Genomic DNA, 24,168 nt, shown 5'->3' on the forward strand with positions numbered 1-24,168 from the left:
GCAAGAAGCGCGCACGACTGAACGCCATGCGCTACGTGCTGCACAAGCTGCCGTACGCGAACAAGGACGGCGCGGCGATCGGCAAGCTCGACCCGCTGATCGTCGGTCGCGCGCACGTCGTCTACGAACAGGGCGAGCAGACGGCGCAGGGGATGTAGCCCCCTACTCCGCCTCCACCACGACATCCCGCTCGTCGCCGCGGCCGTGCTCATCGACGGCGCGCAGCAGCACGCGTCCTGCGCGGCGCGGGGCCCAGGCGATCGCACGCCCGCTCGCCGATTCGCCGATGAAGGCGCCGTCCGCGAACCAGAACACCGTGCGCGCGTCGGCGTCGGTGGTCGCGGCCAGCGGGATGCCGGGCTGCTCGCGTCCATCGAAATGCAAGCGGTAGCGCGTCGCTCGATAGGGCTGGGTGATCTGCGGCGCGCTGCCCAGCCACTCGGCCGCGCCCGCGCAGTCCGCGCCCGGCGGCGGTTTGCGGCGCGGCAGGCCGGCTTGGGCGAACACCCGCGCGAGGTCGCTCGGCCAGAACTCGTAGATCTCGCGCCGCATCGTCGCCGGATCGAAGGCGCCGCAGGCCTCGCGGCCGCTCGCGCGGTCGATCTGCACCGGACGATGCACCGTGCTGACGCGGATCGGCGACACGCCGGGGATGAACCAGGTCTCGCCGCGCTGCGGGCACCACGCGTTCGGCAGGTCGCCGCTGGCGAGGCAGACGCTGACGCGCTTCATGCGCGAGGCCGTCGTGCGCTGCGGCGTCACGTCGTAGCCTTCGGCGCGCATGGCGTCGGCGATGGAAAAGAACAGTGGTGCGGCGGCCTCGACACCGATCAGCGCGGGGTTCGCACGGCCGTCGAAATGCCCCATCCACACCACCACCGCGTACGGCCCGACCACGCCCGCCGTCCACGCGTCGCGGAAGCCCCAGCTGGTGCCGGTCTTCCACGCCACCGGCCAATGGCCGAGATCGCTGGCCGTCGCGCCGCCCGGCCGCGGATTGCGACGCAGCATGTCCAGCGTCATGAAGGCCGCTTCGGGGCTGAGCATCGCGGTGCCTTCGCTGCGCTCGTCCGCCGCGCGGAAGCGCAGCGGGCGAAGGCGGCCATCACCGCCGAGCATCGCGTACAGCCTTGCCAGATCTTCGCCGCGCACTTCGCCGCCGCCGAGCACGAGGGCCAGGCCGTAGTGCTCGCGGGTGCGCAGCTTCGGCACGCCGGCGTCGCGCAGCAGGTCGAAAAGGTCCGGTGAGCGCAGCCGCGAGGCGACGGTGACGGCCGGGATGTTGCGGCTGCGGTTCAGTGCCTCGGTGGCGGTGACCGGACCTTGGAAGCGGCCATCGTAGTTCTCCGGCGTGTAGGCGCCGTAGGCGCTCGGCACGTCGCGCAGCACCGTGGCGGGATGCAGCTGGCCTTGGTCGATGGCCAAGGCGTAGAGGAAGGGCTTCAGCGTCGAACCCGGCGAGCGCAGCGCTGCAGTGCCGTTCACTTGCCCGCTGATCGCGGCGTTGCGCCAATCGGCCGAACCCATCAGCGCGACGACGCCCATGTCGCGGGTGTCGACCACCAGCACCGCGGCGTTGTCGAGGCCGCGCGCGGCCTCGCGCTGCAGGTTTGCGCGCACGCGACGCTCGACAAGCCGCTGCAGGCGGCGATCCAGCGGCGTGGCGATCTCCGGCGGGCGCGGTCCGTGGCGCTGCTGTGCCGCCAAGACGCGGTCGACGAAGTGCGGTGCGGCGAAGGGAAGCGCGCGGGTCGGACGCAGGCGCAGCGGCAGGGCCATGCGCGCGGCCATGTCCGTGGCGTCCTCGACAGACGCGGTGCCGTGGGCGTCGACCCAGCGCGCGTACAAGCGCTGCCGCGCCGCCTGCAGGCCGGGGCCGAGGGTCGTGACGCCGCGCGCGCCGACGACGAATCGCCCGCGCGGGTTCGGCGCCTGCGGCATCACCGCGAGCGCCAGCGCCTCCGGCAACGAGAGCTCGCTGGCGGCCTTGTCGAAGTAGATGCGCGAGGCGGCGCCCACGCCTTCGACGTTGCCGCCGTAGGGTGCGAGGTTCAGATAGGCCTCGAGGAGGTCATCCTTGGAGTACATCGCCTCGAGCTGCAGCGCACGGGCGATCTGCACCAGCTTGCCGGGCACGTCGCGCGTTTCCAGCTGCCAGCGCAGGCGCGCGAGCTGCATGGTGCTCGTCGAACCGCCGATGCGCGGGCCACCGGAGTACGTGCTGCCCGCCGCACGCAGCAGCGCGATCGGATTGACGCCGGGATGCCAGCGGTAATGGCGGTCCTCGTGCAGCAGGACGGCATCGACAAGGGTCGGCGAGATCGCCTCCAGCGGCAGCCACTGGCGGTAGCGCTCGTCGGCCGCGAGCGTCAGGCGCAGCAGCCGGCCGTCGGCATCGAGCACCGCGGTCGACACCGGCACGCCGGCAGAGAGCGGTGGCTTCGGCCACAGCCGAATCACCAGCAGGGTCACGGCCAGCAGCGCCGCGACCCCCAAGCCCCACTTCAGCGCGCGCGGAAAACGCATTGGATCGCGCGCGAGGTGGGGGCGACGCCGGCGCTCAGCGCGCCGGCTCGGTGACGGTGAGCGTGCCGGCCGGGCCGCCGCGCGCGATCACGCCGTTGCGGTACATGTGCTCGGCGAAGATCGGCGGCACCTGGAACGTGCCCGTGGCCGTCGCGCGGACGCGGTAGCGGAACTCCTGCATGCCGTCCGAAACGCTGCCGTAAAGCACGAGGCGGTCTTCGCGGATCTCCTCGTGCACGGGGCGGAAGGTCGATTCCGGCAGGGCCAGCACCGGGGCCGCGGGCTGGGCCGCGCCTTGCGACGCGTCGCCTTCGATCATCTCGCCGGTCTCGTCGTCGTAGCCGTCGCCATCGGCATCGCGCTGCCGGCCTTGCGCCGGATCGCTGCCGCCTTCGGCGGCCGTCGGCGGCACCAGCACGGCCTCGAAACCACCCGGCAACAGATCGAGGATGGCCACGTTGTCCCAGCCCGAGCCGCGAACGCGCAGGCGCACCGTGAGCTCCTTGCCCTGCTCGACCGTCGTGGTCGGCTTGCCGGCCTCGTCGAGGAAATCGCGCTGCACTTCGAGGCCCTGGTCCTGCACCGCCGGCGGCGGCGTGCGATCGAAGCCGGTTTCGGTGCGTGCCACCCACACGGTCTTCCCAGCCTCCGGCATCACCATCAGGCGCGTCGCATCGGCGCGGAACGGGCCGGCCAGCACGCCGTCCTTCGATTCGCCGAAGGCCGCCTTGCCACCGCGCCACTCCTGCTCGAAGCGCACCGGGGCGGCGGTCTCGCCACCGACGGCGTCGAGCGCCAGCACGGCCAGCGCGCTGTTGAGGCTGTTGAGGCCCTGCTCGTTCACCGAGGCCAACAGGCGCGTCGTGGCCTCGGCATTCAGCAGCCGGCGCTGGTCGGGGAAGTGCTTGCCCAGCAGGTACAGGCGCCAGGCCTGCGCGCCGAACGGGTCGTAGTAGTCGCCGTAAGCCCAGCGCGAATACAGCGCCACGCGCTCCGCTTCGGTGAACTGCGACCACGGCTTCGCGACTTCGTTGGCAATCTCGCGGTGGCGGCGCGCCAGCGGCGCAGCGGCCGCGGACTGCTGCAGGCCGCTGTAGCTCGCGGCCACCAGCAGTCCGGCGAGATCCTCGCGCCAGGCCTTCGGCTGGTCGCGTTCCAACTGCTCGACAAGCGCGGCCAGCGCGTTGCCGGCGGATTCGCCCTGCCGCACCTGCAGGTACACGGCCAGCGCGCGGGCGCGAAGACCCGCAAGGTCGTTGCGGCTGCGGTCGGTCGCCGCCTGCGCCAGCCACTGGTTGGCGCGGTCGAGCAGGTCACCCGGCACGCGTTCGCCACGCTCACGCGCTTCCACCAGCACCATCACGGCGTAGGCCGAGACCAGCGGGTCGACATCGGGCGTCGAAGTCCAGGTGCCGAAACCACCGTCGCCGTTCTGCCGCGCGCGCAGCGTGTTGAACAGGCCGCTGAGATCGCCGTCGCCGCGCGTGCGGCCAAAGGCCGGGTGCGAGCGCAGCACGAGGCCCGGCAGGGCCTGGCTGGCCAGCTGCTCGGTGCAGCTGTAGCGGTAGTCGCCGAGCCACGCCTGCAAGCCCGTCAGCGCCACGAGCGGCGAACTCGAGGCCGCCAGACGACGGTTGGCTCGCTCGTCGAACATCGCACGCAGGTCGGTGATCGCGGTGTTGCGCGAGGCCTGCTGCACGGTGACCGTCGTCAGCGAGGGCTGCAGCGGCCGCACCGACACTTCGAGGCGACGCTGCGCGGCGAAGCGCCCGCTGCTCGCCCGCAGCGTGATCGGCACGGCACCGAGTGCCTGCGAAGCTTTCAGCCGCACGTTCACCACGGTCTCGTCGCCCGGCTTCAACGTGACCGGCGCGGGCGCCGCGCCGACCAGGGCGAGCGAGGGCGGAAGCGTGAGCTGCAGCGCCACGTTGGCGGGCTGCGTAGCCCCTTCGATGGTGTTGGCGATGCCGACGGGAACCACGAACTCATCGCCCGGGGCCACGTGCGTCGGCAGGGTCGGCGTCAGCACGAAATCACCGCGGATCGTCGTCTTGCCTTCGCGGAAACCCACGCGCTCCGGCGTCACCGCGACCGCCACGAGGCGCAGTTCGCCATTGAAGTGGTCCGGCGGCGTGAACTCGAAGCGCTTGGCACCCTCGATGTCGACCACGCCCGACCACCACACGGCCGGCTTCTCGCCCTTGCGCTTGAACGGGTTCAGATGGCGCGCACCGGCGCCCTCGCCGTCACCGCCGGGGGCGGCGCCATCGGCGAAGCGCGCGAACTCCGGCAGCAGCAGGTCGAGGATCTGCGCGCTGTCGACCTGGTGCATGCGTTTGGCGAAGAAGGCATCGAGTGGATCGTCGACGCGGTAGCCCGCCACCTGCAGGATGCCCTCGTCGACGGCGAACACCGCGACGCGGGCCGGCCCACCGGCATCGACGTCGATGGCCAACGGCTGGCCCGGGCGGGAGCGCACCGGCGCACTCATCGTCAGCGGCAGCTGGCGCGGCGTGCGGTCGATGGCGAAGGGCACCACGCCCCACGAGAGCGGGCTCAGGTGGATCTCCTCGCTCGCCGGATCGCGCAGCAGCGTCACCGAGACATAGGCATTGCCTTCCAGGCCCTCCGGCACGCGGATGCGCTGCACCGTGCTGGTGGTGTCGGCCTTGAACCAGCGCTGCGCCACCACGCTGTCGCGTTCGATGGTGATCAGGCCGGCGCCGGCGTACGGCCCACGGATCGAAACTTCGATCTCTTCGCCCGCTGCGTAGCTCGGCTTCGACAGGCTCAACTGCAGCTCGGCGTTGCGCTCCAGCGAGCGCGAGAGGTTGGCATCACCCACCACGGTCCAGGCCTGCGAATTGAGCACGCGCCCCTGCGCATCCTGGATCTCGAGGATGAAGTCGCCCGGGGTCGCCGTGTCGAGCGCCAGCGCCTGCGCACCGGCCTTCGAGGCCAGCGCGGCGCGCGATTTCTCTTCGCGACGCTCGCGCGAGACGAAGCGGAACAGGCCGTCGTCGCCGCGCGTCAGCACCGAGACCATGCGCTTCTCGATGCGCACCGCCTGCAGCCCGTCGACCGCCAGCGGCGCACCGTCCGGACCGATCACCAGCACGTCGGCCGAGGCGCTGGAACCGCGATTCACGTAGCCCAGCGAGTCGGCCGCCTTGATGCCGACGAGGTAGGGCTGGTCGGACACCAGCGCACGCAGCGTCGAGGCCACGCCACGGCCGCTGCCCGGCTCGTAGGCGCGCACCAGCAGGTCGAGGCGGTAGCTGGCGCGCTCGTACTGCTCGAGGCCTAGCGCGATCTCGGCGCGACCTTCCGCATCCGTCCGGGCGTCCTCGAGGTCCTGCTGCACGCCCTCGCGGGCCTGCTGCGGATCGCTGAAACGGAAGCCGGGGTGCTGCTCGAAGGCCGGCACGCTCGGAGTGAGGCGCAGCTGCGCGGCGATGCGCCGATCCTGCGCCGCCGTGCCGAACAGGTTCTCGACCTCCACCACGGCCTTCAGGTCTTCCGGACGAACCCAGCCGCGCTGAGCCGGCGTCGAAAGTGCCGTCTTGACGCGCAGCGTGTCGGGCTGGAACTCGCGCACCTGCACCGTGGTGCCGCCAACGAGGCGACGGTCGTAGTCGTTCTTGCCCTTGAGGTAGAGCTGGGCCATCCACGTGCCCGAGGGCGCGCTCTCACCGGGCGTGAAATCGAAGCCCTCGAAGCCGGCGGCGCCGAAGCGGATCGTTTCGCGACGCGCGAGGTTGCCGGTGGGGTCGAGGATGTCGAGCTCCAGCGGTGCGCCTACCGGGGTCTTCGCCCAGTCCTGCGCGCGCAGGATCAGGCCGAGGTGCACCGTCTCGCCAGGGCGATAGAGCCCGCGATCGGAGAACAGCACGGCCTTCAAGGCGCCCGGATCGACGTGGTTGATCTCGCCGCCAACGTCGAAGCGCGAGGTGTCGAGCTGGCGCGACCAGTCGCCAAGCGGCAGGAAGCTCATGTCCTCGCCGCGGGTGACCCGCAGCAGCACCGGCGTGCGCTCGCGCACGAAGGGTTCGAAGGTCGGCAGCGTGGCCACGCCGTCGGCATCCGTGCTGGACGCGACCACCACCTGACCATTGCGGCCCACCACCGAGACCAAGGCATCAGCGACCGGCGTGCCGTCGGAGAGGCTCTGCACGAACACCTTGCGGCGACCGTCGAGCTCGGTCTTGGCCAGCACGCCGAGGTCGGTCAACACGACGAGTCGCGAGTCGGTCTGTTGGCCGGCGTTGCGGTCGAGGCGCTCACGCGTGGTCAGCGCGGCCTCGTCGGCACTCATCGAGCGCAGCGACAGCAGGAACACGCCGCGCTCGTTGGCATTGAAGTAGGTGCCGAGGTCGACGCCGCGGTAGTTCGCCTTCGCCGGGTCATCCGTCGGGATCGACAGCGTTTCCTCGAAGCGCTCGACCAGCATGTCCTCGTCCACGCGCCACAGCGAGGGGTTCTGCAGTTGGCCGTCGTTCGTCCCGACCAGCATCTGCAGTTGCTCGGGCAGCACGCGGCCGATCTCGAGGCGCACGTCCGGCGTGTTGCGGGCCACGAGGCTCACGCGGCGTTCGCCACGCAGCGAAAGCAACGCGCCCTCGCCGACGAAGCGCAGCAGCTTCGGGTACTCGGGCACGACGAGCAGGCGACGCTGCGGCTGGCCGAGCAGGAAGCCGCCGAAACTCTTCAGGCCCTTCGGCAGCTCCAGCCACAGCCGGCGACCGGGCGGCGCTTCGAAGCGCAGCGTGTGCGTCTCCACCCATTCGCGCTCGCCGGGCAGCAGTTCGAAGCGCAGCGGCGTGGCGGCCTTCAGCGTGGCCGCGTCCACTTCGCCCTCCGACCACGGATACGGCACGGTCTGCTGGTGGCCGCTGTCCGGATCGGCCCGTCGCTGCGGGCTTGGCACGAAGCGCTCCGGCAGCAACCAGAGCTTCACCTGCGAGGCGATGTCGCGGTCCTTCAGCGTGTCGTTGAATGACAGCACGATCAGCTGCTTCGGCTCGCCGTTCTCATCGTCGACGACGGTGGCTTCGACATTGTCGAGCGCCACGGAATACAGCGAAGGCATCACGACGCTGGAGGTGGTCTCGCCAGCGCGTCCCGGGCCCTCGAGGCGGCTCTTCGCGCCCTCGGCGAGGGCCAGCGTCACGCGACCGCCGTTTTCCGGCACCGTGAGCGGCGCGGTCTGCACCCAGGCCTTCAGGCCCGGCTCGTCGAAGCGCACCTCGATGGGCGGCGCCGCGAGCGCCCGGTCCGCGCCGTCGAACGCCGTCGTCGAGAATCGCGAGCGCAGCGCGTCGGCATCCACGGGATGCGAAAAGGTGAACGCCCACACGCCGCGCTTCAGGCCGGCACTTTCCGGGTCCTGGTAGAACTCGGCGCTGTCGATGCCGGCGGCGAACGCCGCGGTTTCGAAGGCGAACCGCGTTTCGGCCAGCACGCGATCCGGCGCCAGCGCCTTCGGCGCATCCACGGTGACCTCGTAGCCCTGGCCTACCGGCCAATCCTCGGCGGGCGTAAAGACAAGGGTCGACTCATCCTCGAAGGCCCAGCGACCGGCCAGCGCGGGCTTCAACGCCAAGCCCTCGACCGCTTTCGCACTGCCTTCTTCCGCCCCCACCGATTCGAGCGTCGCCACCGGCGCGCTGAAGCGCAGGCGCAGCGGCATCACCGTGATCGGCGTTTCCGAATAGTTGGTGACGCCCGGGGCCTCGACAGCAACGGTGATCGCATCCGGCGGCAGCGGCACCTCGCGGGTGAACCACCACGTCGCCAGCGCGGCCAGCGCCAGTGCTGCGATCGGACCGCCGAGACGCGGGCCCGGCTTCGCCCGCAGCCAGCGCAGCGATTGCCCGATCCAGGCCGGCGGCTGCCACGCGCCGAACACGCGGTTGGACCACGAAGAAGGGGTGGATTCGTCCGTGACGCTCATGGGGGGGCTCGCGCGGCGGGCGCGGCGGGGTGCCGCGCGTTCACTGCATCATAACGAGCCGCCGAACGCGGCCGAGGTCGAATCGTGGCGGCCGCGGGCCACCGATGGCGAAACGCGGGCAGGCGGGGAGTCGCCTTAGAAGCGCCCGGCCTGGAAGTCGGCGATCGCTTCGCGGATTTCGTCGGCCGTGTTCATGACGAACGGACCGTGCCAGGCCACCGGCTCGCGCAGCGGCCGGCCCGCGACGACGATCAACCGCGCGCCCTCGCCACCGGCGCGCAAGGCAAGGTGGTCACCGTCCGACAGCACGGCGAGCTGGCCCGTGCGCACCTCGGCCTCACCGCCACTGGCGGCCAAGCGCAAGCCACCGCCGAACACATGCACGAAGCCCTGGTGGCCGATCGCAATCGGCAGCGCGAGGGTCGCGTTGGGCGCCAAGACCACGTCGACGAAAAGCGGCTGCGTGGCTTCGGCCTGCACCGGCCCCTCGACGCCGGCCACCGCACCGGCGATCACCTTCAGCGCCGCGATCGCGCCGGGCGCGTCGATGACCGGCGCCTCGAGGCCAGCACCGCGCGCCACGATCGCGCCATGGGCGTCGAGCTGCAGCACCGGCAGGTACTCCGGCCCGATGTCCTGGTAGCGCGGCGCGCGCATCTTGTCCTTGGTCGGCAGGTTCACCCAAAGCTGGAAGCCGCGCATCTCGCCTTCCACCTGCTCGGGCATCTCGGAATGCACGATGCCGCGGCCCGCGGTCATCCACTGCACGCTGCCGGGCACCAGCAGGCCCTCGCCGCCCTTGTTGTCGCGGTGGCGCATGCGCCCCTTGAGCATGTAGGTGACGGTCTCGAAGCCGCGGTGCGGGTGCGGCGGGAAACCGGCGATGTAGTCCTGCGGCCGCTCGGTGCCAAAGGCGTCGAGCATCAGGAAGGGATCGACCGGCGGCTGCTGCGGCGTGCCGATCAGGCGCGTGAGCTTCACGCCGGCACCGTCGGAGGTCGGCATGCCGGTGGAGAGGCGCAGCACGTGGCGGGGCGCGTGCAGCACGGGCGCGGAAGCGGCGGGGATGGCGTTCATGCCGGGAATGCTCCACGCCCTGCCGAAGCCGCTCAAGGCGTCGGCCGGAACGCCGCATTGCGCGGCCGCAACGGCCGACGATGGCACACAGGCCTCGCCCGCGCGGCCCGGACCTCGCGCGCTAGACCGTACCCCGGTTTTTGCCCATGAACGGCCGGTACCACGCGCGGATGCCGACCATGTCGACGTCGAAGTCGTCGGTGCAGCGCATCAGCGGGCCGATGCGGACGCAACGGTTGGGGTAATCGAAGGCCACGCAGAGCACGGGCACGTCGGCGGCGCGGGCGATCTTCCAGAAGCCGGTCTTCCACTTGTCGACACGCCGACGCGTGCCCTCCGGCGCCAGCACGAACCACATGCGGTCCGCGTCACGCAGGCGCGTGGCCACCTGGTCGGCGACGCCGCCCGGCGCGGCACGGTCGACGGGCAAGCCGCCCATGCGCCGCATGTACCAAGCGAGGGGCCCGACGAAGATCTCCTTCTTCGCCATGAACACCACGCCCAGATCCATGGCCAGCAGCATCGCGAAGCCCCACACCGCATCCCACGCCGATGAATGCGGCGCGGCGATCACCACCAGCCGCGGCTCGTCGGGCCATTCGCCTTCCATGCGCCAGCGGCCGAGGCGCAGCACCCACGTCGCAAATCGACGCCACAGGGGCGCGGTGCCGCCACGCGGCGCATTCGGCGGCAGGACCGGGACCGGGGCGTCAGCCGCGCGTGCCGTGGTCGCATTCATGGTTCGCGCTCCCAGCGCCGCGAGGCGCGCTCCCGCTTCACCTGCGCGCGCTCACGCTTGCTGCCGAGCCGGCGCTCCTGCGAACCCTTCGTCGGCTTGGTGGCGATGCGTTTCTTCGGCGCCACGCGACAGGCTTCGATCAAGGCCTGCAGGCGCTCCCGCGCATCCTCGCGGTTGCGCTCCTGCGTGCGGAACCGCTGCGCCTGGATCACCAGTACGCCGTCCTCGGTCATGCGCCGGTCGCGGCGCGCAAGCAGGCGATCGCGCACGGCCTCGGGCAAGGTGGCCGAGGCGCGCACGTCGAAGCGAAGCTCCACCGCACTGGCGACCTTGTTGACGTTCTGCCCGCCCGGCCCCGAGCTGCGCACGAAGCGCTCCTCGAGCTCGCTGTCAGGAATGGTGAGGGGCGGAAGCGCGGTCATTGCGGCGCAGTGTAAGCGCGGCGCCGCAGGGCAGTCGTCGGCTCAGCCAGCCGGGAGTCGCGGATGGCCGAATTCGTCACGTTCCTCGCCGGCGGCGGCGTCGCCGATCCGCTCGCGCAAGCCCCGGCCCGGGAAGGCCAGCGGCGGCTCGGCGCGGGCCACCTTCAACGCATTGCCAAAGGCGATGGCCGCACGGGCGTCGTTCGCCGCGGCCATCAGGTCACCCAGGGCTTCCCAGGCCTCGGCGCCGGCACCCTGCGCGATGGCGCGGTGGAAGTAAGTCTCGGCCTTGCCCGGCAGGGCCTTGGCACGGCACAGGCGGCCCAGCGCCAGCAGCAGGGCGGGCGACGTGGAATGCGCGGCCAGCCAGGCTTCGGCGCGAGCGAGACGTTCGTCGCCCGCGAAGGCCGGCAGGACACCGAAGGCCGCCACGACCTCCTCGTCCCAGCGCGCGTCGATGGCCTCGGCGAGCGCCTGGGCCGCCTGCGCCTCGACATGCAGGGCGGCCGCGCGGCGTGCAAAAGCCACCAGCACTGGCGACTGCGCGCGTAGCGCCGGTGGCAGGCCTTTCCAGCGGATCAACAAGGTGCCGGCTTCTTGGGCGTCGACCAGCGCGGACTCCGCGAGGCGGGTCTCGAGGGCAGCGAGTGCCGCCGCGTCCGTGCCGCGTTCGCTGCGCAGGCGGGCCACCATCGGCAGCGCCTCGTCGGCGCGCCCGAGCCGCGCCAGCGCTTCGGCCCGGAGCAGCACGCCGGCGGGCGGCAGGGTGGTGCCGGCCGCGGCGGTGTCGAGGCTGGCCAACGCCTCCAGCGCACGGTCCTCCGCCAGCCATGCGGCACTCTGTTCGAGCGAAGCGACGAGTGGGTCGGCCTTGGACAAGGCCACGCGATGCGCGCGCACGCGCTCGGCCAAGCCGGCCGCTCGGGCCGCGCCAATGGCGTGCAGCAGGGCGGGCACACGATCGATGCTGCTGCGCTTGGCCGCCAGCGCGAGCAAGTGCTCGGCACGCTCAGGTCGGCCCTGCTGCAGCGCGAGCAGGCCGTTGCTCAGGCGCTCGCGCGCCAAGCGCTGGGAATACTTCCGCACCGCGCGGAAGGGCAGGCGCAGCAGGGCGATCAGCCCGAGCAGGACGACGGTGGCGAGGCCCCAAGCCAGCGCCGCAACCTCGGCGCGCAGGCTCACCAAGGTGTCGCCCCACTGCAGCACCAGCAAGCCGTCCTGCTCGCGCAGCAACTGCCAACCGAATCCCGCCAACAGGGCGATCAACAGTCCCAGCAGCAGCGCGGGAAACAGCTTCATCGCGCCCCCTCGCTCCGCCGCTGGGCGCGAAGCTGGACCAGCGTGCTGCCGAGCACCGGCACGTCGAGGGCGAGGCTCGTCTTCGCGAGTGCGTCGAGCCGGGCGGCTTCGGCCTCCAGCGGGGCACTCGTGGCGTAGAGGCGGCGCATCCAGTCCTGTGCGCGCGTGGCGGCGGCCGCAAGCCCCTCGCTGTCGCGGCGCTCGATGGCCAGGCGTGCAAGGCCGAGTTCGAGGCGCAGGGCCGCCAGCCCGCGCTGCCGGTCGGCCGGGGCCAACAGATCCTGGGCGCCGCGCGGACGCACGTCGACCAGCGCATCCAGCACCTTGTCGAGCGCCGAGGCCGGAGCGGCCGGGGCCTCTTCGGCCGGCGCGGTCTCGAGCGCCGGCAGGGCGGCTTCGATGGCATCGATGGCCCCACGCGCCGCCAGCCGCGGATCGGGCGGGAGCGCGGCAAGCGCCGCCTGCTCCTGCGCCAACGACTGGCGGAGGTTCACGTACTGGGGCGCGGTGAGCGCGGACAACAGACCATCGGCGAAACCGTAGGCGCGACGGGCGCCGTCGATGTCGCCCGAAAGGGCCAGCCGCGTTTCCGCGAAGCTCAGCAGCAGGTCCACTTCGTCGAGGCGGAGCGCGATACCGCTTTCGCCCTGCGGGCCCGACGCGACCTGCTGCACGCTTTCCTCGAGCAGGGCCGTGCGCTGGCCCCAGCCGAGCAGTTCTTCGCGCTGCACGGTGCTGCGGGCTTCGAGATCGGCGAGCCGCTGCGACGTCCGCGACTGCCCGCGTTCGATCGACGCGATCGCCTGCTCCACCGCCAGCAGGCGCTGGTCGAGCACTGCATTGGAGAGCGGGTCAGGCGCGGCCTCGGGCGCGGGTCGCGTGGACCACCACCACGCACCGGCACCGCCGGCGAGCAGCAGGGGAAGGGCGATCAGCAGCGGGCGGAGGAACGGGCGATCCATCGGGTGCGTCATCAGGGGGGCGCGGCGCAGTGCCGCGAACGTCATTGTACGGGCGGCACGCGCGACGCCGCCGCGACGAGCGCCGACGGGGTGGGGCCGTCGGCGACGACCACCCGAACGAACCCGGCCCGCCCGGCCTGCGCCCCGAGCCGCTCGCTGCTGACCACCACCGGTCGCGCCCGCAGGGCGCGGCCCCGGAGCGACGTCGCGTCCGGAAGGAGCGTCTCAAGCAGGCCGAAGGCTTCCGCGCTGCTGGCCACGAGCACGGCGCCGGGATCGTCCGCAAAAGCCGCGAGTCGGCGCGCCCCGCCCCGCAGATCGGCGCGTTGGTAGACCTCGGCCACCCGCACCTCGGCGCCACGTTCGCGCAGCGCTGGTAGCAGCAGGCCGCGGCCTCCCGGTGCCGTGATCACGCCCACCGCTTCCCCGGCGATCGCTTGCAGCTCCGCCATCGCCAGCACGCCCTCGCTGTCCATGCGCGCCGGCGACCGTGCAGCAGCCACGCCGGCCCGACGCAGAGCGGCGGCCGTGCCGCTGCCGACGGCGAGATCAATGCCCTCGCGATGCAGATCGCCCGCCGCTTGCAAGGCCGCGAAGCGCACCGCGGCCGGACTGCTGTAGAGCCGGATCGGCGCGGCCAGTGCCGCGACGAGTCGCGCGGCGTCGGCGCGCGCGACCAGGCGCTGCAGCGGCAGCACGCGCAGGCGGAATCCCGCGCCTTGCGCCACCCGGCGCAGCGCCGCATGCTCGCCCGCCGGCCGCAGCGACCACAGCGTCGATGTCGTTGGCGTGTCCATTCCCGAACTCTCGCACAGCGCCATGGCCGACGACGCCGTTTCCCGCCTCCAGTCCCTGCTCGACGCGATGCCGCCCGTGGCCGCCCTCGGCGTGCGCGTGGCCCGCTGCGACGCCGAGCGCGTGGTGCTCGAAGCCCCGCTGGCGCTCAACGTCAACGACAAGGCCTGCGCCTTCGGCGGCAGCCTCGCCAGCCTGCTGACCCTCGCGTGCTGGGGGGCGCTCGAATCCGCCCTGCACGCCCGCGGCGTCAAGGCCGAGGTCTACGTCGCGGACAGCACGCTGAAGTACCACGCGCCGCTGTACGCCGACCTCGTCGCCGTGGCCGAAGTGCCCGGCGCGGAAGCGCTCGACGCATTGCTGGCGAAGCTCGCCCACCGCGGCCGCGGCGGCATCGTTCTGGAGGCCTCGGTGCGCGATGCCGCGGGCCAGCCGGTCACCACGCTCAGCGCCCGTTATGCCGCGGTCGCGTCGCACTGACATACTCGCCGCATGAGCCGACTCCCCCGCATCGCCCTCGCCCTCCTCGTCGCGCTGCTGGCCGCCTGCAGCAGCGGTGCCGGCAGCAAGCCCGACGCCCTCGAGCGCACGCTGTACGACTATTCCGGCGCCATCCGCTGGAACAATTTCGAGGTCGCGTTGGACATGGTCGACCCGAAGGTGCGCGAGGCCAAGCCGCTCACCGACTTCGAGCTCGAGCGCCTCAAGCAGGTGCAGATCACGAACTACAACCTCGTCGCCAGCGTCACCCTGCCGGACGGCCGCATCGCCCGCGAAGTCGAGCTCGGGGTGGTGAACCGCCACACCCAGGCCGAACGCGTGGTGCGCGTCCGCGAGATCTGGCGCTACGACGAAGAGGCGCAGCGCTGGTGGCAGACCGAGGGCCTGCCGGTCCTCGCCCAGGACCGCTGAATCCGCCGGCAGGGCCGCCGCGCTGGTGGCCGGCCCCGGGCCGACGGATAATGCCGGCCCTTCCGTTCCCCTGAGGCCCCGATGTCCTGGGACCAGCTCACCGCCTTCGCCCAATCCACCCCGTTGCTCAGCCTGGCGTTCGCCGGCCTGACCGTGGCCGTGATCTTTACCGAGGTGAAGCACCGCCTGTCCGGCATCGCCGGGCTGTCGCCGGCGCAGGCCACCCTGCTGATGAACCGCGAGGACGCCCTTGTCGTCGACGTCTCGCCGGCCGCCGATTTCGCCAAGGCCCACATCCCCGGCTCGGTCTCCGCGCCGCTGGCCGACCTCGACCCGGAGAAGCACAAGCAGCTGTCGAAGGCCAAGGAGCGCCCGGTGATCGTCACCTGCCGCACCGGCATGAGCGCACACGGGGCCGCCGCCAAGCTGAAGAAGGCCGGCTTCACCAAGGTCAGCGTGCTGGACGGCGGCTTGGCCGGCTGGCGCCAGGCTGAGATGCCGGTCGGCAAAGGCCGCTGAGCGGCCCCCTGCCGCCAACCGCCCCGGATCGGCCGGGGGCTTCCCGCCCCCTTGCCCTCCCCGTCCGGCGCCCCCATCCGGAAAACCAGCGCATGCGATACTGGCGCGCTGACCCATTCACTTCTCTGATTCGGAGTTCCACCCGTGGCTGACGAAAACATCCAGGGCGCCGCCGGCGCCGACCAGCAGGCCCAGTTCGCGATCCAGAAGATCTACGTCAAGGACATCTCGTTCGAGGCCCCGGGCACCCCGATGGTGTTCAACGAGCAGGGCAATCCCGACCTGAACCTCAACCTGAACCAGAAGGTCGGCAAGCTGGCGGATGACGTCTATGAAGTCATCCTCGGCATCAATCTCACCTGCAAGCTCGGCGAAAAGACGGTCTACATCGTCGAACTCGAGCAGGCGGGCATCTTCGGCCTGAACGGCTTCGACGAGCGCAACCTCGACTTCATGCTCGGCACCTACTGCCCGAACGTGCTGTTCCCGTACGCCCGCCAGATGGCGTCGGAGCTGATCCAGGCCGGTGGCTTCCCGCCCTTCTACCTGCAGCCGATCAACTTCGAGGCGATCTACGCCGAGAGCCTGCGCCGCCGCGCCGAACAGCTGAAGTCGGCCAGCGCCCCGGCCGTCGGCAACGCCTGATCCTCCATCGGATCATCCGCCCGGCCCACCCGCCGGGCGATGCACCGCCCCGCTTCGAGAGGATGCCCCCATGACCGCGACGACCACCGTCACCGTGCTGGGCTCCGGCTCCTGGGGCACCGCCCTCGCCGCGCAGATGGCGCGGCAGGGCCACGACACCCTGATCTGGGGCCGCGATGCGGCCCAGGTCGAGGGCATCAATACCCGCCACGAGAACACCCGCTACCTGCCGGGCGTGGCGCTGCCGTCCAGCCTGCGCGCCACCGCCGATTTCGAGGCCGCCGTCCGCGCCGCGTCGATGCTGCTGGTGGTCACCCCCAGCCACGCGTTCACCGAAACCATCCGCCGTCTGGCCCCGTTGCGCCCGGAAGGCTGCGGCGTGGCCTGGGCGACGAAGGGCTTCGAACCCGGCACCGGGCGCTTCCTGCATGAAGTCGCCGGTGAACTGCTGGGCCGCGGCGTGCCGCTGGCCGTCGTCACCGGCCCGTCGTTCGCCAAGGAAGTCGCGCAAGGCCTGCCGACCGCCGTCACCGCGCACTCCGATGACGCCGACTTCGCCCAACTCGTGGCGGAAAAGCTGCACGGGCCGGCGTTTCGCGCCTACACCGGCACCGACATGCTCGGCGCCGAACTCGGCGGTGCGATGAAGAACGTGCTGGCCGTGGCCACCGGCGTTGCCGATGGCATGGGCCTCGGGCTGAACGCCCGCGCCGGCCTGATCACCCGCGGCATGAACGAGATGCTGCGCCTCGGCGCCGCGCTCGGAGCGCGCCCGGAAACGCTGATGGGCCTCGCCGGCGTCGGCGACCTCGTGCTCACCTGCACCGGCGACCTCTCGCGCAACCGCCGCCTCGGCCTCGCGCTGGGCAAGGGCCAGACCCTCGCCGAGGCCGTGGCCGCCATCGGCCAGGTCGTGGAGTCCGTGCAGACGGCCGACGAGGTGATGCGCCAGGCCGATGCCCACGGCATCGAACTGCCGATCAGCCACCAGGTGCAGCGCGTGCTGCATGGCGAGATCACGCCGGTGGAAGGCCTCAAGGAACTGCTGGCGCGCGAGCAGAAGCCGGAATACCCGGAAAGCCTGTTCCGCGACCGCTGAGGCCCGCCCGAAGGGCGCCTCGCTTCAGAACCGCACGCGCACGCCGATGCGCAGCACTTCGCCGCCGTCACCGAACTGCACGTCGGTGGTGAATCCCACGCGCGTCGTCGCATACACGTGCAGCCCCACTTCGCCGACCGTCTCCGTGCCGCGCGCGCCAGCATCGAAAGCGCCGGCCATGGCGCGCAGTTCGACGCGCTCGCTCACGCTGCCGCGCACGCCGATTGACAGACGCGCACCGCCGGCATCGCCGAGGTCCACGCCGTTGCGCTCTCGCTGGTCGTCGCGCCAGGCGAGTTCGCCTTCGACCGCCCAGAAATCGCCGATCGCGTGGCGGTAGCCGAGGCCGGCGTCGATCACGCGTCGATCGAGGTCCACGCCGCCCTCGTCGCCCGAGAGCGAGAAGGCCGTGCCGTGCAGGTAGAGGCCGGATTCGCCGGCCTCGCCGAAATCGACGCTGCCGCGCAGGCCACCGCCGCGCAGGTCGCCATCGGCGGCGAACGCCAATTCGGCGTAGTCGTAACGCACCGGTTCGGCGAACACGGCGGCAGGCGCGAGTGCCGCGCAAACGAGGGCAGGCGTCAGCGCCGGCGGGCGGCGCGCGAGGAAGTTCGGCATCAGGGAAATCCGGGGGGGGGGGCGGCGAGGGCGCCGCGGGGCCCCGCACGATGCCGCGCGACCCGCGCCCGTTCAAGCACGGTGGCGCTGGAAAAACACAGCAAGCGTCAAGTCGCGCGTTGCGGCGACACCAACGACAACGCCCGGCCGAGGCCGGGCGTTGAAGGTCTCGCAACCGTTGCCGCGATGCGGCAGCAGCGTCGCGGATGGATCAGAAGCTGGCGCGCAGGCCGACCGTGTAGATCTCGGCGCTGTCATCGAACTCGACTTCGCCGGTCACGCCCCAGGTCGGGCTGAACTTGTACTGCATGCCGAGCGTGCCGGTGAAATCACCGTCGCCGCCTTCGATGTTGCGATAGTTGACCTTGGCGAGGCCCTCGAAGTTCTCCGAGAAGTTTCCACGCAGGCCGGTCGAGACGCGGTAGCCATCGACGACTTCGTAGTCGGCGTGGGCGGCTTCGGCGATCAGGTCGAGGTTGTCCGAGAGGCCGAGGGCGTAGCCGAGGCCCAGCTCCCAGGTGTCGACGTCGGCGCCGCGCTCGGAGTAGTTGCGGTAGTCGCCGAGGGCGTAGAAGCCCGAGTCGGCGAACTCGACAGAACCGCGCACGCCGAAGCCATCGATATCGCTGTCGATGTTGTTGTAGGTGCCTTCGACGTAGGTGTAGCTGCGCTCGGCGGCGTTGGCCGACAGCGGCAGCATGGCGACGAGGGCGAGGGCAATCAGGGTCTTCTTCATGGCGTTTCTCGTTCTTTTGTGGGGAGTCGCGAAGCCGGGGCTAAGCGACGAGCACAGAGAAACAGCCGCGAGCCGCAGCGACAACCCAACAAAGAGTGAACATTCAGCGCAGCGTTGGCATTGAATCCGTGCGTCGCTGACGACGGGGACTTGCGGTTTCGGAAGTCGCGACTTCGCGCTTCAACGATCGAGCGAAAGACCCTGACTTCCGGCATAGCCACACTGCCGCCACGCTTCGAACACGGTGACGGCAACGGCGTTCGACAGGTTCAGCGAGCGATTGCCTTCGCGCATCGGCAGCGCGATGCGCGTGCTGGCATCGAAGCGCGCGAGGACGTCGTCGGGCAGTCCGCTCGTCTCGCGACCGAACAGAAAGGCATCGCCGTCGCGGTAGGCGACGCGATCGAAACGCGTCGCTTCGCCGGTCTCCACCACCCACCAACGCGTCGGCCCGATCGCTGCGATGCAGGCGTCGAGATCGTCATGCACCTGCATCGTCGCGAACTCGCGGTAGTCGAGCCCGGCGCGGCGCAGGCGCGCGTCGTCGACATCGAAGCCGAGCGGGCGTACCAGATGCAGCGTCGCGCCGGTGTTCGCGCACAGGCGGATGGCGTTGCCGGTGTTGGGCGGGATCTCGGGTTGGAACAGGACGACGTGGAACATGGCGATCAGGCGGCCGCGAAGGCCGCGAGTATCGCCGCGCCGGAGCGCGCTGTCAGGCGCCGACGCGGCAGGCGCGCAGCGGTTCGGCGGCAAGCCGCGCGAAGGCCTCGGCGTCGGCGGCCTTCGGCGGCTCGGGGAACTCGATGCGCACCTTCAGCGGGTCGTCGCCGGCATCGTCGCGCAGGTTCGACAGCCCCTCGAAACGCAGCAGGCGCTGGTCGCGCTCGGCGTAAACCACGTCGATGTGCGGGGCGATCCAGCCCAGCAGGCCGCCCAAGCGCAGGCGGAAGCGCCGGTCGCCGGCGCGATCGACCTCGTCGCCCTCGACCTCGTACACCTTGAAGTCGTAGCTGGTCAGGCGCGAGGGCACGAGGAAGGCCATCGGCACGCTCTCGCCGGCCGTCAGGCGCGGCCATTCGCGGCGCACCCACTGGTCGAAGCCAGCGTCGGCGACAAGGTTGCCCTCGGGCAGCGGCGCCTGCTGGGGCTCCGCATCAGGGCGGTCGACGAAGACGCGGGCATCGCCACCCGCGCGCGACACGCCTTCGCGGTAGCCGCTACGCACGTCCTCGAACTGGAAAGCCGGCGCGGCCGCGGCACCGCGATAGTCGACACGCTTGCGGGCGAACGGCGTGCCGTCGACGCAGCGGTAGACCACGAGACGCTCGAGCAGACCGCCGTCCGGCGCGGCGCGCATCAGGTGCTGCTCGCGATAGAGGGCTTGCCCGCTCTCGAGATCGGCGGCGAGGCCGACCTCCTCGCGGTAGGCGGCCGACGCCGGCAGCGCGATCAGGATGAGGGCCCCCGCCAGCGCGGCGATAGGGCCGGCGCGACGCGGTTCGGATGGGCGCATCACCATGGCAAGGTCTCCCCGCGAAAGTCGATGAAATCGCCGCGCGCATCGGCCGGCAGCGTGTCGATCACCCGCAGCAGTCCCGCCACCGATTCCTGCGCTTCGAGCGGCGCGGCGGGGCCACCCATGTCGGTCTTCACCCAGCCCGGGTGGAGGGCGACGCTGCGGATGCCCTGCTCCGCCATCGGGATCGCCGACAGCCGCACCGCCATGTTCAGCGCAGCCTTCGAGACCGCATAGCTCGGCGTGTAGAAGCTCTGCGTCGAGGCGATCGAGCCCAGCACCGAGCTCAAGTAGGCGACGACCGGCGCGCGGCCCTTCGCCAGCAGCGGCGTGGCGGCCTCGGCGAACAGCAGCGGGGCCAAGGTGTTGGTTTCGAAGGCGGCGCGGAAGGTGGCGGCGTCGAGCTGGCCGAAGCGTTCTCCCGACGCCAACACGCCGGCGTTGTTGATCAATAGGTCGATGGCGCCCCAGCCGGCAGCAATGTCGTCGAGCAGGGCGGCGCGGGAGGCGGGGTCGGTCAACTCGAGTGCCCGCACCTGCAGGCGCTCCGGGTGCTCGTCAGCCAGGGCTGCGAGAGTCGCGGCCTCCCCGGGACGACGGCAGGCGGCGAGCACGGCGTCACCGCGGGCCAGCAGTTGCCGCACGAATTCGAGGCCGAGGCCGCGGGAGGCTCCGGTCACGAGGACACGGCGGATGGCAGGTGCTGCGGGCGAGGACGGATGCATGGCGCCATCTTGGGCACTCCGGCGGTTGCGCGGGTGTCAACAAAAGCGAAGGACGGCGTGAGGCCATGCCATCCGGCAGGGGTGGGCGCCGCGGTGGCCGGTTACGCTCCGAAGGTTATCCACCGCGGACTCTCGCCCATGCCCCTGCTTCGCCCCCTCGCCATCGCCCTTGCGGCCTCGCTCGCGTTGGCCGGCTGCCAGCCTGCTTCCGATGCGGGCAGCGCCACCGCCGCGCCGGCCGAGACCAACGTCCAGATCCCGTACGAAACCTTCACCCTGCCCAACGGGCTGCGCGTCGTCGTGCACACCGACCGCAAGGCGCCGATCGTCGCGGTCAACGTCTGGTACCACGTGGGCAGCAAGGACGAGGAGCCGGGCCGCACCGGATTCGCGCACCTGTTCGAGCACCTGATGTTCCAGGGCTCGGAGAACTGGAAGGGCGAGTTCTTCGAACCCTTCGAGCAGGTCGGCGCCACCGACCAGAACGGCACCACCAACAACGACCGCACCAACTACTTCCAGAACGTGCCCACCACCGCGCTCGACCTCGCGCTGTGGATGGAGTCGGACCGCATGGGCCACTTCGCCGGCGCGATTTCCGAAGACCTGCTCGACGAGCAGCGCGGCGTGGTGCAGAACGAGAAGCGCCAGGGCGAGAACCAGCCCTACGGCCGCGTCTGGGATTTCCTCGCCGAGAAGAGCTACCCGGAAGGCCACCCCTACAGCTGGGGCGTGATCGGCTCGATGGCCGACCTCAACGCCGCTTCCATCGAAGACGTGCAGCGCTGGTTCTCGGCCTGGTACGGCCCGAACAACGCCGTGCTGGTGCTGGCCGGTGACATCGACGTCGAGACGGCGAAGGCCAAGGCCGAGCAGTTCTTCGGCCACATCCCGGCCGGCCCGACCATGCCGCAGCCGGCGCTCAACGTGGCTGGTCGCACCGAGAGCACGCGCTTCGAAATGAGCGACCGCGTGCCGCAGGCGCGCCTGTACCGCACCTGGAACACGCCGCAGTTCGGCACCGCCGAGGCCCAGAAGCTCTCGCTGCTGGCCCAGGTCCTGGCCGGCTCGCGCAGCTCGCGCCTCGACAAACGCCTGGTGTTCGGCGAGCAGCTGGCCGACAGCGTCAGCGCCTTCTCATGGGGCAGCCAGCTCAGCGGCATGTTCATGCTGCAGGTCGACATCAAGCAGGGCGTGGACCCGGCGCGCGTCGAAGCCATCGTCAACGAAGAGATGGCCAAGCTGCTCGCCGAGGGCCCGACCGCGGCCGAGATCGACCAGGCCCGCACCGTGTTCAAGGCCGGCTTCATCCGCGGCATCGAGCGCATCGGTGGCTTCGGCGGCAAGGCCGACGTGCTGGCCGAGTGCACGGTGTTCACCGGTGATCCCGGCTGCTACCGCAACGACCTCGACACGCTCGATGCCGCCACGCCGGCCAGCGTCCAGGCCGCCGGCAAGACCTGGCTGGCGCAGGGCGACCTGACCCTGCTGGTCACGCCCGGCGACCGCCCGGCCCCGGTCGTGGACGAGAGCACGGCGCGCGAAGGCTACGTCTCGCCGCCGATCCCGGCCGTCGATCCGAAGTTCACCACCGTCGCCAGCAGCGTTGATCGCAGCGCCGGCCCGCCGATGCCGGCCAGCTTCCCGGGCTTGAGCTTCCCGGCCCTGCAGCGCGCCACGCTGTCGAACGGCATCAAGCTCGTCGTCGCAGAGCGCCCCGGCCTGCCGGTGGTACAGATGAACATGCTGTTCGACGGCGGTTTCGCGGCCGACCAAGGCCGCAAGCTCGGCACCTCGAGCTTCGCCATGGGCATGCTCGACGAGGGCGCCGGTGACTACGACGCCCTGCAGTTCGGTGATCGCGTCGAGTCGCTGGGCGCCCAGCTCGGCAGCTCGGCCGCGCTGGATGACAGCAGCGCCTTCCTCTCGGCGCTCACCGAGAACCTCGACGCGTCGGTCGCGCTGTACGCCGACATGCTGCGCCGCCCGCGCTTTGCCGAGGCCGACATCGAGCGCGTCCGCGCCCAGTGGCTGGCCAGCATCAAGCAGGAGAAAGCCCGCCCGAACGCGCTGGCCAACCGCCTGCTGCCGCCGCTGATGTACGGGGCCGGCCATCCCTACGCGATCCCGTTCTCCGGCTCGGGCACCGAGGCCTCCATCGCCTCGCTGACGGTCGACGACCTGAAGGCCTACCACGCCGATTTCGTGCGCCCGGACAACGCCACCCTGATCGTCGTCGGCGACACCACGATCGAGGCGATCACGCCGATCCTCGAGAAGCACTTCGGCGACTGGAAGGCCCCGGCCACGCCGGTGCCGCAGCCGACGATCGCCGAGGTCGCTCTGCCGACCGCGCCGCGCGTCTACCTCGTCGACCAGCCGGGGGCCATCCAGGCCACGATCCTCGCCGGCCAGCTCGCGCCCTCGACGACCGATGACGGCTCGGTGGAGTTCGACATCGCCAACTCGGTGCTCGGTGGCGAGTTCAGCTCGCGCCTCAACATGAACCTGCGCGAGGACAAGAGCTGGGCCTACGGGGCCTACAGCTTCAGCTCGGGCGCCAAGGGCCAGCGCCCGTGGATCGCCTTCGCGCCGGTGCAGATCGACAAGACCGCCGACGCGCTGAAGGAAATGCAGCGCGAGATCGCCGCCTACGCCGACGGCAGCGAGCCGGCCACCGCCGAAGAAGTGGCGAAGATCCAGGCCACGGAGATCCGCAGCCTGCCGGGCTCGTTCGAGACGGCGAATGCGGTGCTCGGCCAGATCGGCGGCATCGTGCGCTACAACCGCCCGGACAACTGGGTGGAAGTGCGCCGCGGCCGCATCGAGGCCCTCGACCCGGCCGGCGTGAACGTAGCGGCCAAGACGCTCGACCCGAAGGCCCTGACGTGGGTGGTGGTCGGCGACCTGTCGAAGATCGAAGCCGAAGTCCGGGCCCTCGGCCTGGGTGAGGTGCGCATCATCGACGCCGACGGCAACCCGGTGGGCGACGCGACGGCGGCCCGCTGACCCGTCGCGGTCCCGGCGGGCGCTTTCGCGCCCTCCGGGCTCATCGCCGATTTATCGAACGCCCGGCACAATCCGGGCGTTCGCATTCCTGAACACCTTGGAGAGCCCCGATGCGCCTCACCCCCGCCCTGCTGCTGGTCGCCACCCTCGCCACCGGCCTGTCGGCCTGCACTTTCGTGCAGATCCAGCCCGGCGGGCAGACCATCCGCGTCGTCGCCCCCGGCCAGACCCTGACCTGCGAGAAGCGCGGCGAGATCGGCGTTTCCGTGAAGGACCGCCTCGGCCCGCTGGAGCGCAACGACCTGAAGGTGCGTGACGAGCTGGAAGTGCTGGCCCGCAACGAGGCCCCGGGCCTCGGCGCCGACACCGTGCAGCCGATCAGCGAGCCGATGGACGGCGAGCAGCGCTGGGCCGCCTTCCGCTGCGGCGGCGCGGTCGGCAACGCCCCGGCCAGCACCGGCACCCGGGTGGAGGCCCTCCCCGAGGACGAGGCCGAGGTCACGCCGCTCCGCGAAGACTGAGCCGGGCCGTGGGGGCCCCTCCCCATCGGGGGGGGTCCATACGCGCCCCGGGAGCGGGGCGCCCGGGGCTGCGCTAAACTCCGGAGTTCGTT

At 71.3% G+C, this 24,168-nt stretch carries 20 protein-coding genes; 7 read left to right on the plus strand and 13 right to left on the minus strand.

Annotated elements, in window-relative coordinates:
• Positions 1-162: 162 nt before the first annotated feature.
• The 8 genes from pbpC to ACIQ6S_RS08285 form a co-directional block, all read right to left on the minus strand.
• A complete protein-coding gene (gene pbpC / locus ACIQ6S_RS08250; RefSeq protein ID WP_397607945.1) occupies positions 163-2,526 on the minus strand; it encodes a penicillin-binding protein 1C in 2,364 nt (787 codons plus the stop codon).
• A 34-nt stretch (positions 2,527-2,560) separates the two neighbouring features.
• Positions 2,561-8,479 (minus strand): alpha-2-macroglobulin family protein, encoded by a 5,919-nt coding sequence (locus ACIQ6S_RS08255; protein WP_397607946.1) that lies wholly within the window; start codon positions 8,477-8,479, stop codon positions 2,561-2,563.
• A 135-nt stretch (positions 8,480-8,614) separates the two neighbouring features.
• The gene (locus ACIQ6S_RS08260) at positions 8,615-9,556 is read right to left on the minus strand and encodes a pirin family protein (protein WP_397607947.1); all 942 of its coding nucleotides are present in this window, start codon (positions 9,554-9,556) and stop codon (positions 8,615-8,617) included.
• A gap of 121 nt (positions 9,557-9,677) precedes the next feature.
• Positions 9,678-10,295, minus strand: coding sequence for a 1-acyl-sn-glycerol-3-phosphate acyltransferase (locus ACIQ6S_RS08265; protein WP_397572909.1), 618 nt, complete (start codon positions 10,293-10,295; stop codon positions 9,678-9,680).
• A complete protein-coding gene (gene arfB / locus ACIQ6S_RS08270) occupies positions 10,292-10,717 on the minus strand; it encodes an alternative ribosome rescue aminoacyl-tRNA hydrolase ArfB (protein WP_397607948.1) in 426 nt (141 codons plus the stop codon). The genes ACIQ6S_RS08265 and arfB overlap by 4 nt, the downstream gene beginning before the upstream one ends.
• Positions 10,718-10,759: 42 nt before the next feature.
• Positions 10,760-12,016, minus strand: coding sequence for a heme biosynthesis protein HemY (locus tag ACIQ6S_RS08275; protein WP_397607949.1), 1,257 nt, complete (start codon positions 12,014-12,016; stop codon positions 10,760-10,762).
• Entirely contained in the window at positions 12,013-12,978 is a 966-nt protein-coding gene (locus tag ACIQ6S_RS08280) for a uroporphyrinogen-III C-methyltransferase (RefSeq protein ID WP_397607950.1), read from the minus strand. Before ACIQ6S_RS08280 ends, ACIQ6S_RS08275 begins: the two co-directional genes overlap by 4 nt.
• A 41-nt stretch (positions 12,979-13,019) precedes the next feature.
• A complete protein-coding gene (locus ACIQ6S_RS08285; RefSeq protein WP_397607951.1) occupies positions 13,020-13,775 on the minus strand; it encodes a uroporphyrinogen-III synthase in 756 nt (251 codons plus the stop codon).
• Here ACIQ6S_RS08285 and ACIQ6S_RS08290 point away from each other — a divergent pair.
• The 5 genes from ACIQ6S_RS08290 (at position 13,768) to ACIQ6S_RS08310 (ending at position 16,948) form a co-directional block, all read left to right on the plus strand.
• On the plus strand, positions 13,768-14,253 hold the full coding sequence (locus tag ACIQ6S_RS08290; protein ID WP_397607952.1) for a YiiD C-terminal domain-containing protein: 486 nt from the start codon (positions 13,768-13,770) through the stop codon (positions 14,251-14,253). The genes ACIQ6S_RS08285 and ACIQ6S_RS08290 overlap by 8 nt on opposite strands.
• Positions 14,254-14,265: 12 nt before the next feature.
• Positions 14,266-14,685, plus strand: a complete 420-nt coding sequence (locus tag ACIQ6S_RS08295; RefSeq protein WP_397607953.1) for a hypothetical protein — start codon at positions 14,266-14,268, stop codon at positions 14,683-14,685.
• Positions 14,686-14,766: 81 nt separating this feature from the next.
• A complete protein-coding gene (locus ACIQ6S_RS08300; RefSeq protein WP_397607954.1) occupies positions 14,767-15,204 on the plus strand; it encodes a rhodanese-like domain-containing protein in 438 nt (145 codons plus the stop codon).
• A 144-nt stretch (positions 15,205-15,348) separates the two neighbouring features.
• Positions 15,349-15,849: a protein-export chaperone SecB gene (secB, locus tag ACIQ6S_RS08305; protein ID WP_297866523.1), complete on the plus strand. Its 501-nt coding sequence runs from the start codon at positions 15,349-15,351 to the stop codon at positions 15,847-15,849.
• A 70-nt stretch (positions 15,850-15,919) separates the two neighbouring features.
• Positions 15,920-16,948 (plus strand): NAD(P)H-dependent glycerol-3-phosphate dehydrogenase, encoded by a 1,029-nt coding sequence (locus ACIQ6S_RS08310; protein ID WP_397607955.1) that lies wholly within the window; start codon positions 15,920-15,922, stop codon positions 16,946-16,948.
• A 24-nt stretch (positions 16,949-16,972) separates the two neighbouring features.
• Here ACIQ6S_RS08310 and ACIQ6S_RS08315 read toward each other — a convergent pair whose 3' ends face one another.
• The 5 genes from ACIQ6S_RS08315 to ACIQ6S_RS08335 form a co-directional block, all read right to left on the minus strand.
• Positions 16,973-17,566: a hypothetical protein gene (locus ACIQ6S_RS08315; protein ID WP_397607956.1), complete on the minus strand. Its 594-nt coding sequence runs from the start codon at positions 17,564-17,566 to the stop codon at positions 16,973-16,975.
• A 211-nt stretch (positions 17,567-17,777) separates the two neighbouring features.
• Positions 17,778-18,302, minus strand: a complete 525-nt coding sequence (locus ACIQ6S_RS08320) for a hypothetical protein (RefSeq protein ID WP_297875963.1) — start codon at positions 18,300-18,302, stop codon at positions 17,778-17,780.
• Positions 18,303-18,482: 180 nt separating this feature from the next.
• Complete coding sequence (locus tag ACIQ6S_RS08325) at positions 18,483-18,965, minus strand: tRNA (cytidine(34)-2'-O)-methyltransferase (protein ID WP_397607957.1); 483 nt, start codon at positions 18,963-18,965, stop codon at positions 18,483-18,485.
• Between the two features lie 52 nt (positions 18,966-19,017).
• A complete protein-coding gene (locus ACIQ6S_RS08330; RefSeq protein ID WP_397607958.1) occupies positions 19,018-19,824 on the minus strand; it encodes a hypothetical protein in 807 nt (268 codons plus the stop codon).
• Entirely contained in the window at positions 19,818-20,501 is a 684-nt protein-coding gene (locus ACIQ6S_RS08335; protein ID WP_397607959.1) for an SDR family oxidoreductase, read from the minus strand. Before ACIQ6S_RS08335 ends, ACIQ6S_RS08330 begins: the two co-directional genes overlap by 7 nt.
• Before the next feature lie 183 nt (positions 20,502-20,684).
• Here ACIQ6S_RS08335 and ACIQ6S_RS08340 point away from each other — a divergent pair, with 183 nt between their 5' ends.
• Both ACIQ6S_RS08340 and ACIQ6S_RS08345 read left to right on the plus strand, forming a co-directional pair.
• Positions 20,685-23,555, plus strand: coding sequence for a M16 family metallopeptidase (locus ACIQ6S_RS08340; protein ID WP_397607960.1), 2,871 nt, complete (start codon positions 20,685-20,687; stop codon positions 23,553-23,555).
• A 110-nt stretch (positions 23,556-23,665) separates the two neighbouring features.
• A complete protein-coding gene (locus tag ACIQ6S_RS08345) occupies positions 23,666-24,076 on the plus strand; it encodes a DUF4156 domain-containing protein (RefSeq protein ID WP_297866516.1) in 411 nt (136 codons plus the stop codon).
• Positions 24,077-24,168 lie beyond the last annotated feature (92 nt).

It is taken from the genome of Silanimonas sp. (genome assembly GCF_044377035.1).
Taxonomy (GTDB): Bacteria; Pseudomonadota; Gammaproteobacteria; order Xanthomonadales; family Xanthomonadaceae; genus Silanimonas.